Here is a 16,239-nt window from a genome sequence, read left to right on the forward strand (position 1 = left end):
GGACGGTGCCCTTGATTCTGTCACCGCGCCCCCGGTCGGGCAAACCCGGCCGGGAACACTGGCGGCGAGGCCCTTATTCCTGGGGCACCACCGTCAGCTTGATGGTCACGGTCACGTCGGCGTGCAGGGTCAGGTCGATCTCGTACTCGCCGGTCTGGCGGATCGCGCCATAGGGCAGTTTGACCTCGGCCTTGGCCACTTCCACGCCGGTCTGCTCGGTGATGGCATCGGCGATGTTGACGGTGCCCACGGAGCCGAACAGCTTGCCTTCGTCGCCGGACTTGGCGGCCACGGTAACGTTGGCTTCGGCCAGCTTCTCGGCACGGCCTTCGGCGGCGCTGAGTTGCTCGGCGGCTTGCTTCTCCAGCTCGGCGCGGCGTGCTTCCACCTCGGCCAGATTGTCCTTGGTCGCCGGCAGGGCCTTGCCTTGCGGGATCAGGAAGTTACGACCGTAACCGGGGCGAACGTCCACCACGGAGCCCAGGTCACCCAGGTTCTTGATGGTTTCCAGCAGGATCACTTGCATGACGGTCCCCTCGGCTTAATTGTCGTGGCTGTCGGAGTACGGCAGCAGCGCCAGGAAGCGGGCCTGCTTGACAGCGGTGGCCAGCTGACGCTGATAGCGCGCCTTGGTGCCGGTGATGCGGCTGGGCACGATCTTGCCGGTCTCGGTGATGTAGGCTTTCAGGGTGTCGAGGTCCTTGTAGTCAATGAACTCGACACCTTCCGCGGTGAAGCGGCAGAACTTGCGACGGCGATAAAAACGGGCCATGGATAATTCTCCTCTCGATTCCTAGTCCAGGGGCACCAGTGTTTCCGCAATCAACTGCACCCGGTCGCGGGCTTCGCCCTTGTAACCGGCCCGGCTGAGAAACCCCGTCACCTTCACGTTTTGTCCTTCCTTCAAACCCTGGATCAGTTCGGCCTTGCGACCGACCAGAACCACGGCGAGACGTACCTGGACTTCACGGGGGTGACCGTCTTCCTCCTGCCGGGAGCGGTGTTCCAGCCAGAACCGCTGGCGGGACACACCGGCCGGAGTAACCGCCGCCTGTTCCAGGCGGGCGATGACACCGGTCATCTGGCAGTGATTGCCGTCGGAAATCAGCTGGCGGCCTCCTCCTTCTCGTTGGATTTCGCCAGCGGCGAGGCTTCGGGGATGGCCCGATGACGGCGAACCACGAGGTGACGGATTACGGCATCGTTGAACCGGAAGGTGTTTTCCAGTTCGGCGAGGGTGTCGCCGTCACATTCGATGTTCAGCAGCACATAGTGTGCCTTGTGGATCTTGTTGATCGGGTAGGCCAGCTGACGGCGGCCCCAATCTTCCTGACGGTGGATGATGCCACCACCATCGGTAACGATGGCGACGTAGCGTTCCACCATGGCGGGAACTTGTTCACTCTGGTCCGGATGGACCAGGAACACGACTTCATAATGACGCATTGTGGTCTCCTTTCGGATTGCGCAGCCTCCCACGGTAGGCGGTGAGGCAAGGAGTTCCGCCCTCCCGGCGGACCGGAAAAGCGGAAGGGCGGGGATTCTAGCCCAGACGGCGTCCGGGCTCAAGGGCGCTGGCACGCAACACGCTTACACGCTTACACGCTAAGTCAAAACCCGCGGCGGAACGGATTGCGAATTGGCACCCCGCTTTCTGCAAACCCGCAAGACGGGCCGGTGGCACCGATTTAGCGTGCCAGCATGTAAGCGTGTTAGCGCGCCAACGCGGCGCGGATATGGAACAACACCACCCCGGTGGCCACGGACACGTTCAGGCTCTGTACATAGCCGGCCATGGGAATCGCCAGCAAATCGTCGCAGCGCTCCAGGGTCAGGCGCCGCAGGCCCTCGCCCTCGGCGCCCATGACCAACGCCAGGGCCGCCGGCGGTTGATACTCGAACAGCGACGCGCTGTGCTCTTGAAGGGCGGTGCCGGCGACGCGGATGCCGCGCTCCTGGAGGCCTTCCAGCAGCCGTGCCAGGTTGCCCACCTCGAAGTACGGCAGCGACTCGGCGGCGCCGGCGGCGCTGCGGCAGGCCACCGGGGTCAGGCCGGCGGCATGGCGACGCGGCACGATCACCGCATCTACCCCGACGGCGTCGGCACTGCGCAGGCAAGCGCCCAGGTTGTGCGGATCGGTGACGCCTTCCAGGATCAACAGCAGCGGCGGGCGGCCCAGGCGATCCAGATAATCGGCCAGGGCGGCATCGTCACCGGGCCGGCGCGGTCGGGCCCGGGCAGCCACGCCCTGGTTCTGCGGGCCGGCCAGCTTGTCCAGGGATTCGCGGCGCGCCAGTTGCACGGCGATGCCCTGGTCCCGGGCGGCGATCATCAGGGTCTCCAGGCGGGCGTCACCGCGCCTGGCGCGGCTGTCCAGCACGAACAGCTCCAGCACGCCCTCCGGGCGATGCCTCAACAACGACTCCACGGCGTGGATGCCGGAATACATCAGCGGCTTGGCCTGGCCGCCCTTGCGGGCACCGGGCTTGCCGGCCGGGCGGCGCGGCGCTTGCGGGTCGCTCATGGCGACCGTGCTCAGCGGCGGCGACGGCGCTTGCCGGCGCCGCCCTTGCCATCGCTCTTGCCATCACCCTTGCCGCCCTTGGGGATTTCGCCCCGGGCCAGCTTCTCGCGTTCGGAAGCACCTTTCCCGGAGCCGCCCCTGGACTGCCCACCGGAGGCTTTTTTGTTGCCGCTGGCGGCTTTTTTCTTGCCGCCGCCACGCCGCCCCTTGGCGGGCGTGCTGCTGATCAGTTCCAGGTCGATCTTGCGTTCGTCGGTGTGCACGCCGGCCACCTTCACCCGCACGCCGTCACCAAGGCTGAAACGGCGCCCGGAGGATTCCCCGATCAGCGCCATGTTGACGTCGTCGAAGTGGTAATAGTCGCTGTCCAGGTTGGCCACGTGCACCAGACCGTCGATGTGCAGATCCTGGATCTGGATGAACAGACCGAAGGCGGCCACGCCGCTGACCACGCCATCGAATTCCTCGCCCAGGTGATCCTCCATGTACTGACACTTGAGCCACTGCACCACGTCGCGGGTGGCCTCGTCGGCGCGCCGCTCGGTCATCGAGCAGTGCTCGCCCATGGCGACCATGCCGCTCTGGCTGTAGGGCAGAATGTGATCCTGGGGGATCGCCGGCAAATCGCCCGGGTTGTCCGCGTGGGGCGTCTCGGCGCCGCCACGGATCAGATAGCGGATGGCGCGGTGCACCAGCAGGTCCGGGTAACGGCGAATCGGCGAGGTGAAGTGGGTATAGGCGTTGTACGCCAGCCCGAAGTGACCCTTCACCTCCGCCTCGTACTTAGCCTGGGACATGGTGCGCAACATCATGGTCTGAATCACCTGACGGTCCGGACGCTCGGCGATGGCCTCGCCCAGTTCCTGGAACACCTGCGGGGTGATGGAGCCTTCCGACCAGGCCAGGCTCAGACCCAGCCCGCCCAGGAACTGCTGCAGATTGGCCAGGCGCTCTTCCTTGGGCGGCTCGTGGTTACGGAACAGGGTCGGCACGCCGGCTTTTTCCAGCAGGCGGGCGGCACAGATGTTGGCGGCCAGCATGGCCTCCTCGATCATCACGTGGGCCACGTTGCGATGCACCGGCACGATGTCGCGGATCTTCTGGTGCTCGTCGTAGAGAATGCGGCTCTCGTCGCTCTCGAAATCGATGGCGCCGCGCAGCTCCCGGCGCCGGCGCAGGGCGGTGTACATCTCGTGGAAGGCCCAGATCGAATCCAGGGACTCGTCGTCCAGGCTGTCCACGGTCTTGATCGCCAGCTGCGATTCCGGCTCCTCGATGAGCGCGCCCACCTTGGTGTAGGTGAGACGGTGACGGGAGCGCATCACGCCCTCGCGGAACACGAAGCGCGACACCCGGCCATTGGCGGACACCAGCATGTCGCAATACAGACACAGCCGGTCCACATGGGGGTTCAGCGAGCACAGACCGTTGGACAGGGCCTCCGGCAACATCGGTACCACCCGGTTGGGGAAGTACACCGAATTGCCACGTTTGTGGGCTTCGTTGTCCAGCGGGCTGTTGGGGTGCACGTAATGGCTGACGTCGGCGATCGCCACGATCAGCCGCCAACCGCCGCGCTTGCGGCGCTCCACGTAGACGGCATCGTCAAAGTCACGGGCGTCCTCGCCGTCGATGGTCACCAGCGGCAGGTCGCGCAGGTCCACCCGGTGGGCCTTGGCGGGATGGGGCACCTCGGCGCCGAAGCGCTCCGCGTCGGCTTCCACGCCCTCCGGCCACTGGTGGGGAATCTCGAAACGGCGCAGGGCCACATCCACTTCCATGCCCGGCTGATCCGGCGTGGCGATGATCTCTTCCAGGCGCACCAGCACGTTGTGGTCCCGGGACGGGTACTGGGTGATCTCGGCACGGACATGGTCGCCGGGGGCCGGCTTGATGTCGTTGTGGTCCTCGACCAGCACTTCCTTGGTAATGCGGCGGTTTTCCGGATCGATGAAGGCCACGCCGGCCTCCTGGCGGTAGCGGCCAACGATCTCGGTGACCGCCCGCTCGGCGATCTCGACGATGCGCGCCTCTTCCTTTCCAAACCGGTTGAAGCCGGCCACGCTGACCAGCACCCGGTCGCCGTCCATCACCTTCTGCATCTGGCGCGGGGCCAGGAACAAATCCTTGCGACCGGGCTCGTCGGCGATCAGGAAGCCGAAACCGTCGCGGTGCGCCTGCACCCGACCGGCGATCAGGTCCATGCGCGAGGCGATGCCCACCTTGCCGTTGCGGTTCTCCACCAACTGGCCGTCGCGCAGCATCGCCTTGAGGCGGCGCTCCAGGCCCACCTCGCCGTCCTCACCCACCTCCAGGATGTCGGCGAGCTGATGCTTGCCGAGCGGCTTTCCCTGGTCGTCGAGGACCTTAAGGATCAATTCGCGGCTGGGCACCGGATTTTCGTATTTCTCCGCTTCCCGGTCCGCGTGGGGATCCTTGTAGCGTTTCCTGGACATTCAACAACCTCTATGAAAATACATGTATTAGCGCGCCCCGAGGCGGCGCCAGTGGCGGCTACCTTAACGCAGCGGGAAAAGAGAGGAAATCAACCGTTGACATCCGGTCATCATATACTAGAATGCACGCGCTTTCGCGATGAAGCGTTCTCGAAACGAATCGCGACTTGCCGAGGTGGTGAAATTGGTAGACACGCTAGCTTCAGGTGCTAGTGGGGGCAACCCCGTGGAGGTTCAAGTCCTCTCCTCGGCACCAATTAGAGAAAGGCTCCCAACAGGGAGCCTTTTTCGTTTCTCGGCCGGACTCCCGGCCGGTGGCCTTGCATGCCCCGCCGAACTGGCCCACTATCCGGCCTCGGAGCCGCCCGCGAAAAGGCGGCCAGCATCTCCTTCGTGAACGACGCCGGTACCGCATGCGCTTATTGATCCTTTCCCTGATGCTTGCCCTGGGCCTGACGATGGCTCCGCCCGCCCCCGCCCAGCAGGATGACGGCGCGGTCCATCCGGAAATCCAGAAAGCCAATGCCCAACGCGAGAAGATCGAACGCCGCGAGCGCCTGTTGTTGCTGTTTCCCGCCGGCGTCCTGGGCCTGACCATCGCCCTGGTCATCATCACCCGCCGCCGGCGCTGAGCCCTTCCGACTCAATCCAGCAAATCCGAGTAATCCCGGTCCCGATAATCTCCCAGGTCATCCCAGGGCATGTTGTCGGGTGCCGCCAACGGGGTGGCACGAATTGTACGCCCGGACAGGCCTTGCCTGCCCTGCGCGATGATCGACACCGCGTAACGCCCAGTCGGGTCCCATACCAGAGTGATGCTATGATCGCCCCGCTCCAATTGATAGGTTTCTCTGCCATTTTCGTCGGTGGACGCCGGCTTCAGGGACTCCAGTGCGCGCGGGTCCGCCAGTGCCCAGCTTTCCGCCCAATGGCCGTCGAACCCCACGTTGCCATAGTAGGGGCGAGCGATATCGATGAGTCGTTTCTCGTGGCGATCCACCAGTTTGACGTCCAGGTTGCCCTGGCCATCGCGGCGAATCCACAGCGGCGCGCCCACCACATCGGCATGTTTGTGGCCCAACCCGCCGTGGGCGTGCTGGTCGTGTTCCCGTTCCGCCGCCTCCGGGATCTCACGCTCGATCCACAGGGCGTTTTCCTCGCGGTACAGGGTTTCCGCGTAGTCCATTTGCTGGCGTACGCCGTCACGCCCGATCTGCCATTGCTGGTATTCGACACGCAACGCCTCGACTGGCTCGGCCGAGGCGACCGGCGGCATCATCAGAACCAGCGCCACGGCCAGGCACCCCATGCGATTGATAACTTTACTCACGTTTTCCTTCTCCATAAAAAAGGGTGGCCGGAAACGACCACCCTTTGAAACGCGAAGCATTACAGCCCCATCGCGTCCTGAATCAGACCGAACACCTCGATGTTGTTCAGGGTGCCCTTGAACTGTTCACTACCTGCGCCGCCGGCGGTGAGACGGATGTCACCACCACCGTGCGTCTCGCTGCCCGGACCACCGAGACGCACACCCACTTCCTGCAGGTAATCGTCTTCCAAAACCTCGCTTTCAGTCAGGGTGGCACGGCTCGCCTCGCGGGGGCCACCACCGTTGCCAAACACCAGGGTAGTGAAGGGCTTGCCCTGAGCGTCCAACGCCAGCTCACCACTGCGATATTCCTTAAGCAGCCCAAGCACCGGATTGCCAATCTTGGAGTAACCGTTAAAGGCCATCACGTGGTCATGGTCGGCGGTAACCACGATTAGCGTGTCTTCCATATCTACCTTGCTCACCGCCGTGGCGATGGCTTCGTCGAAGGCCAGCGTGTCTTCCAGCGCGCGCTTGGCGTTGGTGCCATGCAGCGCGTGGTCGATACGGCCACCTTCCACCATCAGGAAATAGCCGTCCTGGTTGCGCGACAGGATGTCGATGGCGGCGCTGGTCATGTCCGCCAGGCTCGGCTCGTTCAAGTCGCCGTTAACCCGGTCCAGCTCGTAATTCAGGTCACTGCTGTTGAAGATCCCGAACAGCTTGTCGGTGCCCGCCAGGTTCACGCCGGCCAGCTCGGAACCGGTGCTCACATAGGTGTAGCCGGCGTTCTGCATTTCCACCAGCAGGTCGCGGCCGTCGGTGCGCCGCCCGCCGTCGGTGGTGGGCAGAAAGTGACGGCGGCCACCGCCGAGGATCACGTCGATGCCGTCGTCGCCCAGCTCGCCGTTGTAGCCGTCACCGCCCGGCACCATTTGCGCGGCGATGGTGTTCTCCGCGTTGCGATTGCAGATATGGGCGTAGGTGGTAGCCGGAGTGGCGTGGGTGATGCGCGTGGTGGATACCACGCCGGTGCCATAGCCGCGCGCCTTGAGGATTTCCAGCAGCGTTTGCGCGCGCTCGCCGTTGCCACTGGCCGGGCAGGTGCTGTCGCCATTGGTCTGGTAAGGGTTGCCGTTGGCGTCGTTGGGGTTGGTGTCCGGCGTCATCGAAATCACTTCGTTCTTGGATTTCATGCCGGTCATGTAGCTGGCCATGCCCGGGGCGCTGTCGGTGGTCTGGGCGTCTTCGGAGTAGGTTTTGATGCGGGCGGCGTAGGGCAACTGCTCCATGGCCAGCTTATGCCGCTCCGGAATCTCCAGGCCGAGTTTTTCACCCGCGTAGATGCGCGCGGCGGTTTGCGTCACCGGGCCCATGCCGTCGCCCAGGAAGAAAATGATGTTCTTGGCCTCGGCGGCCGCGTTCTGAGTGGCCAGAGCGGCGGCACAGCAAATCAGCGCACCGCCAATGATGGAAGCTTTCATGATGTTCTCCTGCGTGGTTGGCGGTTTATTCCAGATCGAGGATGGCGGTGATCTTCTCGAACACCTCGGTGTTGTCGATGACGCCGTGGAAGCCGTCGGCGCCCATGCCGGTGGCGCCCAGGTAGACGTCGCCGCCACCGTGGGTTTCGCTGCTCAACTGGATGGCGGCCTCTTGCAGGTAATCGTTCCCGGCGGTGGTGGTCTCATCCAGGGCCACGCGGCTGTCCGGTCGGTTCGGACCATTGCCGAAGCCGAGAATGGTATAGGGGTTGCCGTCCACATCGGTGCGAGGAGTCCCCTTGTTCGGACCGTTGGCATAGTTGCGCACCAGGCCCAGCACGCCGGCGTGACCGTCAGTGGTTGCTCCGGTTCGTTCGGCGTAGCCATTGATCACCAGAGTGTGATCATGGTCGGCGGTCACCACGATCAGGGTGTTTTTCAGGCCCGGGTCAATGTTTTCCATTTTTTCCAACGCCGCGGCGATAGCATTATCGAAGGCGATACCGTCGGTCAGCGCGCGCTTGGCATTGCTGGCGTGCAACGCGTGGTCGATACGCCCCCCTTCCACCATCAGGAAGAAACCGCTGTCACGGGCATGCAGCATGTCGATGGCCTTGCTGGTCATCTCTTCCAGACTGGGTTCCTGCTGGGGAACGCGATCCAGCTCATAACTCATATCGCTGCTGGTGAAGATACCCAGCACACGGTCCTCATCGGCCACGTCCATCAGTTCGGAAGTGCTGGAGGCGTACTGGTAGCCGGCCTCCTGCATTTCCGCGATCAGATCGCGACCATCGGTGCGACGCCCACCGTTGTCGTTAGCCAGAAAATGACGACGGCCGCCGCCCAGCACCACATCGATACCATCGCCCAGGGCGGCGTTGTAGCCTTCTCCACCGGGCACCATCTGCGCGGCGATGGTGTTCTCACCATTACGGTTGCACAGGTGCGCGTAGGTGGTCGCCGGAGTGGCATGGGTGACCCGGGTGGTGGTAACCACGCCGGTGGCGTAACCGCTGGCTTTCATTTTTTCCAGCAAGGTGGGTACCGGTGAACCATTACCTTGCTCACAGGTGGTGTTGCCGTCGGCGTCCACGTATTGGGAACCGTCCGGCGCGTAGGCGTTGGTGCCGGTGCTCATGGAGATGACTTCGTTCTTCATCTTCACGCCGGTCATATAGGCGGCCATGGACGGCGCGCTATCGGTCACCTGACCGTCCTCGGAATAGGTGCGCACGAAGGCAGATTCGGGAAGCTCATCAATGGTGATGCTGCCGGCTTCTCCCGCTTCGTAGATTCGCATGGCGGTCAGCGTGGTGATCCCCATACCATCACCCAGAAAGAACAATACGTTTTTCTTGCTGGTTTCAGAGGGCGGCGGCGTACCGTTATTGTCGTTGTCGCTATCACCGCCGCAACCCGCCAGAGTCACGGCCAGGGCCAGCCCTGCCATCTTGAGCATCTTCATCGGATTATCCTGTCATGGTGTCCATTTCCGCCGACCTTTACTAACCCCGGGTCGGTCCCAAAGGTGAGTATCACGGCGCTTCATGACAGTTAGGCGATAGGAAAAAGACAGCAGCCAGACAACCGGAACCCGGTCACAATCCCACTGAAAAAAGGCTAACGGCGAAGGGAAAGCACGGGCCCCTCCGAGTGGCGGGGCCCATGTAGTGGCTTACCCGAACGGGTGGCGCTTGATGATGGTCTCGGCCCGGTCCGGGCCGGTGGAGATGATATCGATGGGCGCGCCGGTCACTTCCTCGATGCGCTTGAGGTAAGCGCGGGCGTTTTCCGGCAGATCCTCGAGCTTCTTCACGCCGATGGTGGATTCCCGCCAGCCAGGCACGGATTCGTACACCGGCGTCACTTCCGCGTAGCTGTCCGCGTCCCAGGCACATTCCAGGGTCTCACCGTCCGGGCCCTTGTAGCCCACGCAGATGTTCACCTCTTCCAGGCCGTCGAGCACGTCCAGCTTGGTCAGGCACAGGCCGCTGATCGAGTTGATCTGAATGGCCCGCTTCAAGGCAATGGCGTCGAACCAGCCGCAGCGACGGGCGCGACCGGTGGTGGCACCGAATTCGTGGCCCTTTTCCGCCAGGTGGCGACCGGTTTCGTCGAACAGCTCGGTGGGGAACGGACCGCCACCGACCCGGGTGGTGTAAGCCTTGGTGATGCCCAGCACGTAGTCCAGGTAAAGCGGGCCGAAGCCGGAGCCGGTGGCGGTACCGCCGGCGGTGGTGTTGGAGCTGGTGACGTACGGGTAGGTGCCGTGGTCAATGTCCAGCAGGGTGCCCTGGGCACCTTCGAACATAATGTTCTCGCCCCGCTCGCGTGCCCCGTGCAAGCGCGCGGTGACGTCGCATACCAACGACCGGATCTCCTCGGCCAGGGCCAGAGTCTCATCCAGGGTCTGCTGGAAATCCACCGGCTCGGCATTGTAGAAGCTGCGCAGGATGAAGTTGTGGTAGTCCATCACCTCGCCAAGCTTGGCGGCGAACCGTTCACGGTGGAACACATCGCCCAGGCGCACGCCGCGACGGGCCACCTTGTCTTCGTAAGCGGGGCCGATGCCGCGCCCGGTGGTGCCGATCTTCTGGGCACCACGGGCCACTTCCCGGGCCTGGTCCAGGGCCACGTGCACCGGCAGGATCAGCGGGCAGGCGGAGGACAGACGCAGGCGCTCGCGCACCGGCACGCCTTTCTCTTCCAGGCCGCGGATTTCATTGAGCAGCGCCTCCAGCGACAGCACCACGCCGTTGCCGATCAGGCACTGGACGTTTTCGCGCAGGATGCCGGAGGGAATCAGATGCAGGACGGTTTTCTCACCGTCGATCACCAGGGTGTGGCCGGCATTGTGGCCGCCCTGGAAGCGGGCCACATAGGCGGCCTGGTCGGTGAGCAGATCGACGATCTTGCCCTTGCCTTCATCACCCCATTGGGTACCGAGAATTACGACGTTCTTGCCCATGGCTGTTCGCTTTGGCCTGTCAGGAGGAAATGGGTTGGAGGGTCCAGCCGCCGTCGGCGGCCACCAGTTCGCGGTCGCACCCGAGCTCGCCCGGGTCGTTGTCGGCGCCGGCCAGAGCCAGCACCACCCGCTCGCCGTCGGCGCGCAGGCGCGCCACGCGATCGGTAAAGACGGCATCGGTGAGCACGCCCCGGGCGAGAATACCGCCGCCCCGGGTGACCGGCGCCAACGACGCCAGTTTTTTCAGATCGGCACTGAAGCCGGTGGCCGGCCGGGCGCGGCCGAACACTTCGCCGATGTGATCGTAGCGGCCGCCCTTGGCCAGCGGCTCACTGTCGCCGGGCAGGTAGGCGGCGAACACGCAGCCGGTGTGGTAGTGGTACCCGCGCAGTTCACCCAGGTCCAGGTGCACCCGGGCCCCGCGCGCGCGCAGTACGCTCACCAGGCTTTCCAGCTCCGTCAGCGCCTCGGTGGCGGCGGGAAACGCCGCCAGCAGTTCGCGCGCCTGCGGGAACACCGTGGCGTCGCCGTCCAGGAACGGCAGCGCCGCCAGGGCGTGGCGAGCGGCATCGGGCAGCGCGCGGCTGGCCACGAACTGTTCCAGTTCGGTGCGTGCCTTGCGCAGGTAGATGTCTTCCAGGGCGGCCTGGTCGGCTTCCGACAGATCGCAGGCGGCGACCAGGGCACGAAAAATGCCCACATGGCCCAGATCCAACACCACCCGGTCGCCGGCTCCGACAAGATCCAGGGTTTCCAGAAGCAGCAGGATCACTTCCAGGTCGCTGTCGGCACCATCATGGCCGAACAGTTCCACGCCCAGTTGATACGGCAGCCGGGTGCCGCCGGCCTGGGGCGGCTTGGCGCGCAGGGCGGTGGAGCAATAGCACAGCCGGGTGGGGGCGTCGCGGCGCAGGCCGTGGGCGTCGATGCGCGCCACCTGCGGAGTCATGTCGGCGCGCACGCCCATCAGGCGACCGCTGAGCTGGTCGGTGATCTTGAAGGTATCCCGCTCGAGATCACGGCCGGCGCCGTTAAGCAGGGATTCCAGGAATTCGATCAGCGGCGGGAACACCAGTTCGTAGCCCCAGGACCGGTACAGATCCAGGGCGCGCCGCCGCAATTCTTCGATGGCCCGGGCGCGTTCGGGGAGGACTTCCTCGACGCCGTCGGGCAGGAGCCACTGTTCTTCCTGATTCATCCTAGGACCGTGTTAGCAGCAGGAGGCCGGCACCCAATAACATGGCGGCCAGCCCGATGAGTCTCAGCACGCGACTATCCAGATCGGCCAGTTCCCGCGCCGCCCGGCGCATACGCGCCGGCGCCAGGAACAGGGGAATGCCCTCGATGACCAGAACCAGGCACAGCGCCGTGATCAGTACGCTCGCGTCCATCGCACCGCCCGATAGCCACAAAAAAACCGGGTCCCTCGGGCCCGGTTACGGCATTCTAACACGTCCTCCAAAGCACAGACACCTTCGCGGAGCCGGCGTCATCGGCCGGCCCGGCACGGGCCAGTTGGCCATGCACGGCGAGCCCCACGGCAAAGGCGGCGAGCAGCACCTGCAGCACGAATAGCACGGTGGCGAAGCGGTGGTTCAGACTTCTCATCCCTTTTCCCCGGTCCCGATCAGCGGCCCCAATGCTAGGCGGTGAACCGCCCGCGCACACCCATGGCCCGGTCTTCCCCGGCTCATGGCCGCCTCACGGCGACCACCGCCGGCGATAGGCATCTTCGTTGATCAGGGTGGCGAAACGATGGGCACCGGCGCGGCTTTCAAGCGGCGGCGGCAGGCCGGTAAAGGCGGCGATCTTACGGCGCAGGCGGCGGAACAGGCGGGCCGGCACCGGGCGCTCTCCGGGGCGCGACTGGCCGGCCAGGGCGGACACCAGTTCCGGGTCCGGCACCCAGGCACCCGCGGCGGCCAGCAGGCGCGACAGAAGCACCCGTTCATGGCCGTTGAGAGCGATTTCGCGGTTGTCCGGGGTCCGCAGCAGCCAGCCGTCCTCGGCCAGCCACCAGCCGGCGGAGCGTGGCGGAGCGCCCCGGTCCTCCAGCCGCAGCCGCCGCGCCAGCCGCTCCAGCGTGGCGACCAGCACGTGGATGTCCACCGGCTTGACCAGATAGGCATCGGCGCCTTCGCGCAGGCCCAGCAACTGATGTTCGTTGCTGCCGTAACCGGATACCATCACCACCGGTATCCGGCTCTCCCGACGCAGCCGCCGGCTGACCGAGAAACCATCCTCATCGGGCAGGCCGATATTGAGGACCACCAGGTCGAAGACCTCGCCGGGGAAGTGCCTCCACAGGGACGCGGCGTCCGGGTACCCCACCGCGCGGAATCCGCCGGCCACCAGCTCGCGCACCAATAGCGCCCGCATCGGGCCGTAGTCCTCGACCACCGCCACGCGGAGCGGGCGGTCAGCCACGACGGCGCCCCCCCGGAGTAACCGGGGCCCGCGGCGCTCGCCGGTGGCCTCGGCGCTTTCCCAAAAACGGCATAAAGAACGGTCGTCACCATGACGGCCCCGTTCCGCGGGGTACCGTCCGGCGCGTCCCCAAGGTCAGGTGATCGGAACGCCGACTATTCCGGCGGACAGGGTCGTGGTTCGCTATCTGGTTTGCGGGACTCTAGGGAAAAGTGTGATCCGCTTCACCAATCTGGACGTAGCCGCCCACTCACCACTGACTCACAACCCCATCCTGAACCGTTGCCGCTCTCCGGTCACCCGGGCACGCCGCTGTACTCTCGCATGTCGTTTACCAGGTAGCCCACGCCACGTACCGCCTCCAGGGGCAGGGTCCATTCGCTGACCGCGCGGATTTTGCGGCGCAACCGGTAGATCACCATCTCCAGGCGGTGCGGATCGAAATCGTGCACGTCCGGGGTCAGGGCACCGATCAGGGTCTCCCGATCGATTGGTCGCCCCCCGGCTTCGATCAGGCAGCGCAGCATGTCACGTTCATAGGCGGTGAGGGTGACGTCCTGCTGGTCCGGCGTGCGCAGTTTCCAGCCATCGGCCACCAGCCGCCACAGGTTCTCCTGGCCGGGCTCCGGATCCGCCATCTCCGGCACATCCATGGTGCCGCGCAAACGCCGCCCCAGGCTTTCCAGGGTGGCCACCAGGACGCCGTAGTCCACCGGCTTGGTGAGGTAAGCGTCGGCACCGTGGCGCAGCCCGTTCACCTGGTCGGAGCTGGTGGCGTAGCCGGTCAGCATGACGATGCCCACCTGGGAGGCACTGCGCAGATGCTCCGCCACCGACAGGCCGTCCTCGCCGGGCAGCCCCACATCCAGCACGATGAGGTCGCAGCGTGATACCGTCATATGGCGCCACAGGGCAGTGGCATCGGCACAGCCCTTGACGTTGAAACCGTTGGCGGCGATTTCATTCACCACCAGTTCCCGTTGCTCGGGGTCGTCCTCGACGACCACCACATCAAGACGTCGTTCGCTCATCCACCCTCTCCTTCTTTGCCTTCTTCCAGCGTCCAAGTGGTCAACATAAACACGTATTGCAACAGCAGGTGTGGGGAGAACGGCTTCACCAGCCGCTCCACGTCCGGCGGCAGCTCCCGGGCCAGCGCCCCCGCCTCGGGCAGATAATCGGAGATCAGAATAATCGCCAGCTCGGGGTAAAGCGGGCGCAACCGTCGAATCAGCGCCGGCCCGCCCAGCCCGGGCATGCGCAGGTCGGTGACCAGCACATCCGGTATCCGGCCACGACCGATCACCCGCCAGGCTTCCTCACCATCGCGAGCACCAAGCACCCGACAACCACCGTTTTCCAGGGTCGCGCCAAGCATGGCGCGCAATTCATCGTCATCATCGACCAGCAGCACCAGCGGCGAATGCACACCGCCGGGCGGCGCCGCCAGCTCGCGGTGCGGCAGCAGCAGCCGGAAGCGACTGCCCGCCCCGGGCCGGCTTTGCACCTCGATGGCGCCGCCGGCTTCGTTGATCACCCTGCCGACCACCGCCAGCCCCAACCCGGTGCCGCTGCTTTGCCCCTTGGTGGTGAAGAACGGCTCGAAGATGCGCCGGCGCACGTTCTCGTCCATGCCCACGCCGGTATCGCTCAGGTCAATTTCCACCCGCGAGGCGTCTTGCTCTTGCCGACCGACCGCCAACCGGAAGTGGCCGCCTTCCGGCATCGCATCGCGGGCGTTGGTGGCCACGTTCAGCACCGCCAGTTCGAACTGTCCCCGGTCAATGCGCACCGGCAGAACCTCTTCCGGCAACAGCAACTCGATGCGCACGCGCGGATCGAACAACTGGCGCAGCATGCCCTCCAGGCCTCGTAGTGCCTCGCACACATCAAACACTTCCGGGTGCGCCACGTCCTGGCGGCTGAAGTTGAGCAATTTGCGACTGATCGCCGCGCCGCGCCGGGCGGCGGTTTCCACGCCGGCCAGGGCCTCGAGCAATTCCGCTGGCTCACGGCGCCGTTCACGCCACTGCGCGTAACCAAGAATGACGCCGAGAATATTATTGAAATCATGGGCCACGCCGCCGGCCAACTGGCCGATGGCCTTGACCTTCTGTACGTGCACCAGTTGCTCCATGGTTTGTTCCCGTTCTTCTTTTTCGGCTTTCAGGGAGCGACGCGCCGCTTCCAGTTCCCGGCGCCGGGTTTCCACATCGTCCAGGCTGGTGGCCAGGCTGGTCAGCGAGCCGTCGAAGACCACCGCCACGACGAGAAAACTGACCATCAGGCCGGCGGCGATCTCAAGGGCCAACCCCGGGGCGGTACCGACATAAAGTTCATGTCCGACCCCCACCAGCACGCACAACCAGGTAAACACCAGCACCCCCCACAATGCCCGGCGTCCGAACAAGACGCCGGCCAGGGCCAAAGGAAACACATGGGCGATCTGGGCCGGCCCCGGGCTGCGGATACCGGACAGCAGATACACCAGCATGATCATTGCCAGACTGCCGGCCAGAAACAGCCGGGCGGCGAACCGGAATCGCCCGCGGCGAATCAACAGAAAACCCAGCCAGGCAAAACCCGCCACCCAACCGTGGATGACCAGATAAAATCGTTCCAATTCCCCCAGCGGCCCGCCGCCCAACAGCCGCAGCAACCAGCAAAACGGGATCAGCACGCCAAGAATCAGCAACACCAGTTGCAGCGTCACCGCGCCGTGACGGTCACCCTCCCCCACTACCCGTTCCAGCCAATACCGCGCTTTTCTGTGCATTCAGCCTTGTTCTCCCTGCGCTGGCGGCACGCGTGGACGGAGGGCCTCGAAGGCCCGCCCATCAGGGGGACTCCCGACTCCTCATTATGCCATTATTTGATTAATGGTAATTCACTCTCAAGCCCTTCACCCTAATCGAATCCTCACGCGAGGAATACGCTCCGCGAAACCCTATTATTACCATTATTGTTCCACCTTCCCCATTGCCACCTTCGTCGACCCCCACCGGCGAGGCCAGAAAGGCAACGGCGGGCGCTTTGCCCGGAGGGCGCGGCTGAAGCCGCTCAT

The 16,239-nt window shown here is 64.7% G+C and carries 16 protein-coding genes and 1 tRNA gene; 2 read left to right on the forward strand and 15 right to left on the reverse strand.

Annotated elements, in window-relative coordinates:
- Positions 1 to 73: 73 nt before the first annotated feature.
- The 6 genes from rplI to rnr form a co-directional block, all read right to left on the reverse strand.
- Complete coding sequence (gene rplI / locus JF515_RS08685; protein WP_203103238.1) at positions 74 to 526, reverse strand: 50S ribosomal protein L9; 453 nt, start codon at positions 524 to 526, stop codon at positions 74 to 76.
- 15 nt (positions 527 to 541) lie between these two features.
- On the reverse strand, positions 542 to 772 hold the full coding sequence (gene rpsR / locus JF515_RS08690; protein ID WP_161384846.1) for a 30S ribosomal protein S18: 231 nt from the start codon (positions 770 to 772) through the stop codon (positions 542 to 544).
- Between the two features lie 21 nt (positions 773 to 793).
- Entirely contained in the window at positions 794 to 1,081 is a 288-nt protein-coding gene (gene priB, locus JF515_RS08695; RefSeq protein WP_203103247.1) for a primosomal replication protein N, read from the reverse strand.
- 23 nt (positions 1,082 to 1,104) lie between these two features.
- On the reverse strand, positions 1,105 to 1,446 hold the full coding sequence (gene rpsF, locus JF515_RS08700; protein ID WP_203103249.1) for a 30S ribosomal protein S6: 342 nt from the start codon (positions 1,444 to 1,446) through the stop codon (positions 1,105 to 1,107).
- 266 nt (positions 1,447 to 1,712) lie between these two features.
- Positions 1,713 to 2,450 carry a 23S rRNA (guanosine(2251)-2'-O)-methyltransferase RlmB gene (gene rlmB, locus JF515_RS08705; RefSeq protein ID WP_238400991.1) on the reverse strand — a complete coding sequence of 246 codons (738 nt, stop codon included), beginning with the start codon at positions 2,448 to 2,450 and terminating at the stop codon, positions 1,713 to 1,715.
- Between the two features lie 86 nt (positions 2,451 to 2,536).
- Positions 2,537 to 4,981, reverse strand: a complete 2,445-nt coding sequence (gene rnr, locus JF515_RS08710; RefSeq protein ID WP_203103253.1) for a ribonuclease R — start codon at positions 4,979 to 4,981, stop codon at positions 2,537 to 2,539.
- 169 nt (positions 4,982 to 5,150) lie between these two features.
- Here rnr and JF515_RS08715 point away from each other — a divergent pair.
- Together JF515_RS08715 and JF515_RS08720 are read left to right on the forward strand one after the other, a co-directional pair.
- Positions 5,151 to 5,237 (forward strand) — tRNA-Leu (locus JF515_RS08715).
- Between the two features lie 157 nt (positions 5,238 to 5,394).
- Positions 5,395 to 5,613, forward strand: coding sequence for a hypothetical protein (locus JF515_RS08720; RefSeq protein ID WP_238400946.1), 219 nt, complete (start codon positions 5,395 to 5,397; stop codon positions 5,611 to 5,613).
- A gap of 11 nt (positions 5,614 to 5,624) precedes the next feature.
- Here JF515_RS08720 and JF515_RS08725 read toward each other — a convergent pair whose 3' ends face one another.
- The 9 genes from JF515_RS08725 to JF515_RS08765 all read right to left on the reverse strand — a co-directional run bounded on the left by JF515_RS08725 (position 5,625) and on the right by JF515_RS08765 (position 15,951).
- Positions 5,625 to 6,311, reverse strand: a complete 687-nt coding sequence (locus JF515_RS08725; RefSeq protein ID WP_203103255.1) for a hypothetical protein — start codon at positions 6,309 to 6,311, stop codon at positions 5,625 to 5,627.
- 59 nt (positions 6,312 to 6,370) lie between these two features.
- Positions 6,371 to 7,777: an alkaline phosphatase gene (locus JF515_RS08730; protein ID WP_203103257.1), complete on the reverse strand. Its 1,407-nt coding sequence runs from the start codon at positions 7,775 to 7,777 to the stop codon at positions 6,371 to 6,373.
- A 25-nt stretch (positions 7,778 to 7,802) separates the two neighbouring features.
- Entirely contained in the window at positions 7,803 to 9,245 is a 1,443-nt protein-coding gene (locus JF515_RS08735) for an alkaline phosphatase (RefSeq protein ID WP_203103259.1), read from the reverse strand.
- Between the two features lie 210 nt (positions 9,246 to 9,455).
- Positions 9,456 to 10,748 (reverse strand): adenylosuccinate synthase, encoded by a 1,293-nt coding sequence (locus JF515_RS08740; RefSeq protein ID WP_203103261.1) that lies wholly within the window; start codon positions 10,746 to 10,748, stop codon positions 9,456 to 9,458.
- 19 nt (positions 10,749 to 10,767) lie between these two features.
- A complete protein-coding gene (locus JF515_RS08745) occupies positions 10,768 to 11,946 on the reverse strand; it encodes an ATP phosphoribosyltransferase regulatory subunit (protein ID WP_203103263.1) in 1,179 nt (392 codons plus the stop codon).
- Position 11,947: 1 nt separating this feature from the next.
- Positions 11,948 to 12,139 carry a DUF2065 family protein gene (locus JF515_RS08750; RefSeq protein WP_161384568.1) on the reverse strand — a complete coding sequence of 64 codons (192 nt, stop codon included), beginning with the start codon at positions 12,137 to 12,139 and terminating at the stop codon, positions 11,948 to 11,950.
- Positions 12,140 to 12,449: 310 nt separating this feature from the next.
- Positions 12,450 to 13,175 (reverse strand): response regulator, encoded by a 726-nt coding sequence (locus JF515_RS08755; protein WP_203103265.1) that lies wholly within the window; start codon positions 13,173 to 13,175, stop codon positions 12,450 to 12,452.
- A gap of 296 nt (positions 13,176 to 13,471) precedes the next feature.
- Positions 13,472 to 14,206, reverse strand: a complete 735-nt coding sequence (locus JF515_RS08760) for a response regulator transcription factor (RefSeq protein WP_203103267.1) — start codon at positions 14,204 to 14,206, stop codon at positions 13,472 to 13,474.
- On the reverse strand, positions 14,203 to 15,951 hold the full coding sequence (locus tag JF515_RS08765) for a hybrid sensor histidine kinase/response regulator (protein ID WP_203103269.1): 1,749 nt from the start codon (positions 15,949 to 15,951) through the stop codon (positions 14,203 to 14,205). Before JF515_RS08765 ends, JF515_RS08760 begins: the two co-directional genes overlap by 4 nt.
- Between the last annotated feature and the right edge of the window lie 288 nt (positions 15,952 to 16,239).

Source organism: Alloalcanivorax marinus (assembly GCF_016785095.1).
In the GTDB taxonomy this organism is placed as follows: domain Bacteria; phylum Pseudomonadota; class Gammaproteobacteria; order Pseudomonadales; family Alcanivoracaceae; genus Alloalcanivorax; species Alloalcanivorax marinus_A.

What these genes read in the sequence shown, in the direction of transcription:
- rplI (WP_203103238.1), bottom strand. Translation starts at nt 526, where the DNA reads ATGCAAGTGATCCTGCTGGAAACCATCAAGAACCTGGGTGACCTGGGC.
- rpsR (WP_161384846.1), bottom strand. Translation starts at nt 772, where the DNA reads ATGGCCCGTTTTTATCGCCGTCGCAAGTTCTGCCGCTTCACCGCGGAA.
- priB (WP_203103247.1), bottom strand. Translation starts at nt 1,081, where the DNA reads ATGACCGGTGTCATCGCCCGCCTGGAACAGGCGGCGGTTACTCCGGCC.
- rpsF (WP_203103249.1), bottom strand. Translation starts at nt 1,446, where the DNA reads ATGCGTCATTATGAAGTCGTGTTCCTGGTCCATCCGGACCAGAGTGAA.
- rlmB (WP_238400991.1), bottom strand. Translation starts at nt 2,450, where the DNA reads ATGTATTCCGGCATCCACGCCGTGGAGTCGTTGTTGAGGCATCGCCCG.
- rnr (WP_203103253.1), bottom strand. Translation starts at nt 4,981, where the DNA reads ATGTCCAGGAAACGCTACAAGGATCCCCACGCGGACCGGGAAGCGGAG.
- JF515_RS08720 (WP_238400946.1), top strand. Translation starts at nt 5,395, where the DNA reads ATGCGCTTATTGATCCTTTCCCTGATGCTTGCCCTGGGCCTGACGATG.
- JF515_RS08730 (WP_203103257.1), bottom strand. Translation starts at nt 7,777, where the DNA reads ATGAAAGCTTCCATCATTGGCGGTGCGCTGATTTGCTGTGCCGCCGCT.
- JF515_RS08735 (WP_203103259.1), bottom strand. Translation starts at nt 9,245, where the DNA reads ATGAAGATGCTCAAGATGGCAGGGCTGGCCCTGGCCGTGACTCTGGCG.
- JF515_RS08740 (WP_203103261.1), bottom strand. Translation starts at nt 10,748, where the DNA reads ATGGGCAAGAACGTCGTAATTCTCGGTACCCAATGGGGTGATGAAGGC.
- JF515_RS08745 (WP_203103263.1), bottom strand. Translation starts at nt 11,946, where the DNA reads ATGAATCAGGAAGAACAGTGGCTCCTGCCCGACGGCGTCGAGGAAGTC.
- JF515_RS08750 (WP_161384568.1), bottom strand. Translation starts at nt 12,139, where the DNA reads ATGGACGCGAGCGTACTGATCACGGCGCTGTGCCTGGTTCTGGTCATC.
- JF515_RS08760 (WP_203103267.1), bottom strand. Translation starts at nt 14,206, where the DNA reads ATGAGCGAACGACGTCTTGATGTGGTGGTCGTCGAGGACGACCCCGAG.
- JF515_RS08765 (WP_203103269.1), bottom strand. Translation starts at nt 15,951, where the DNA reads ATGCACAGAAAAGCGCGGTATTGGCTGGAACGGGTAGTGGGGGAGGGT.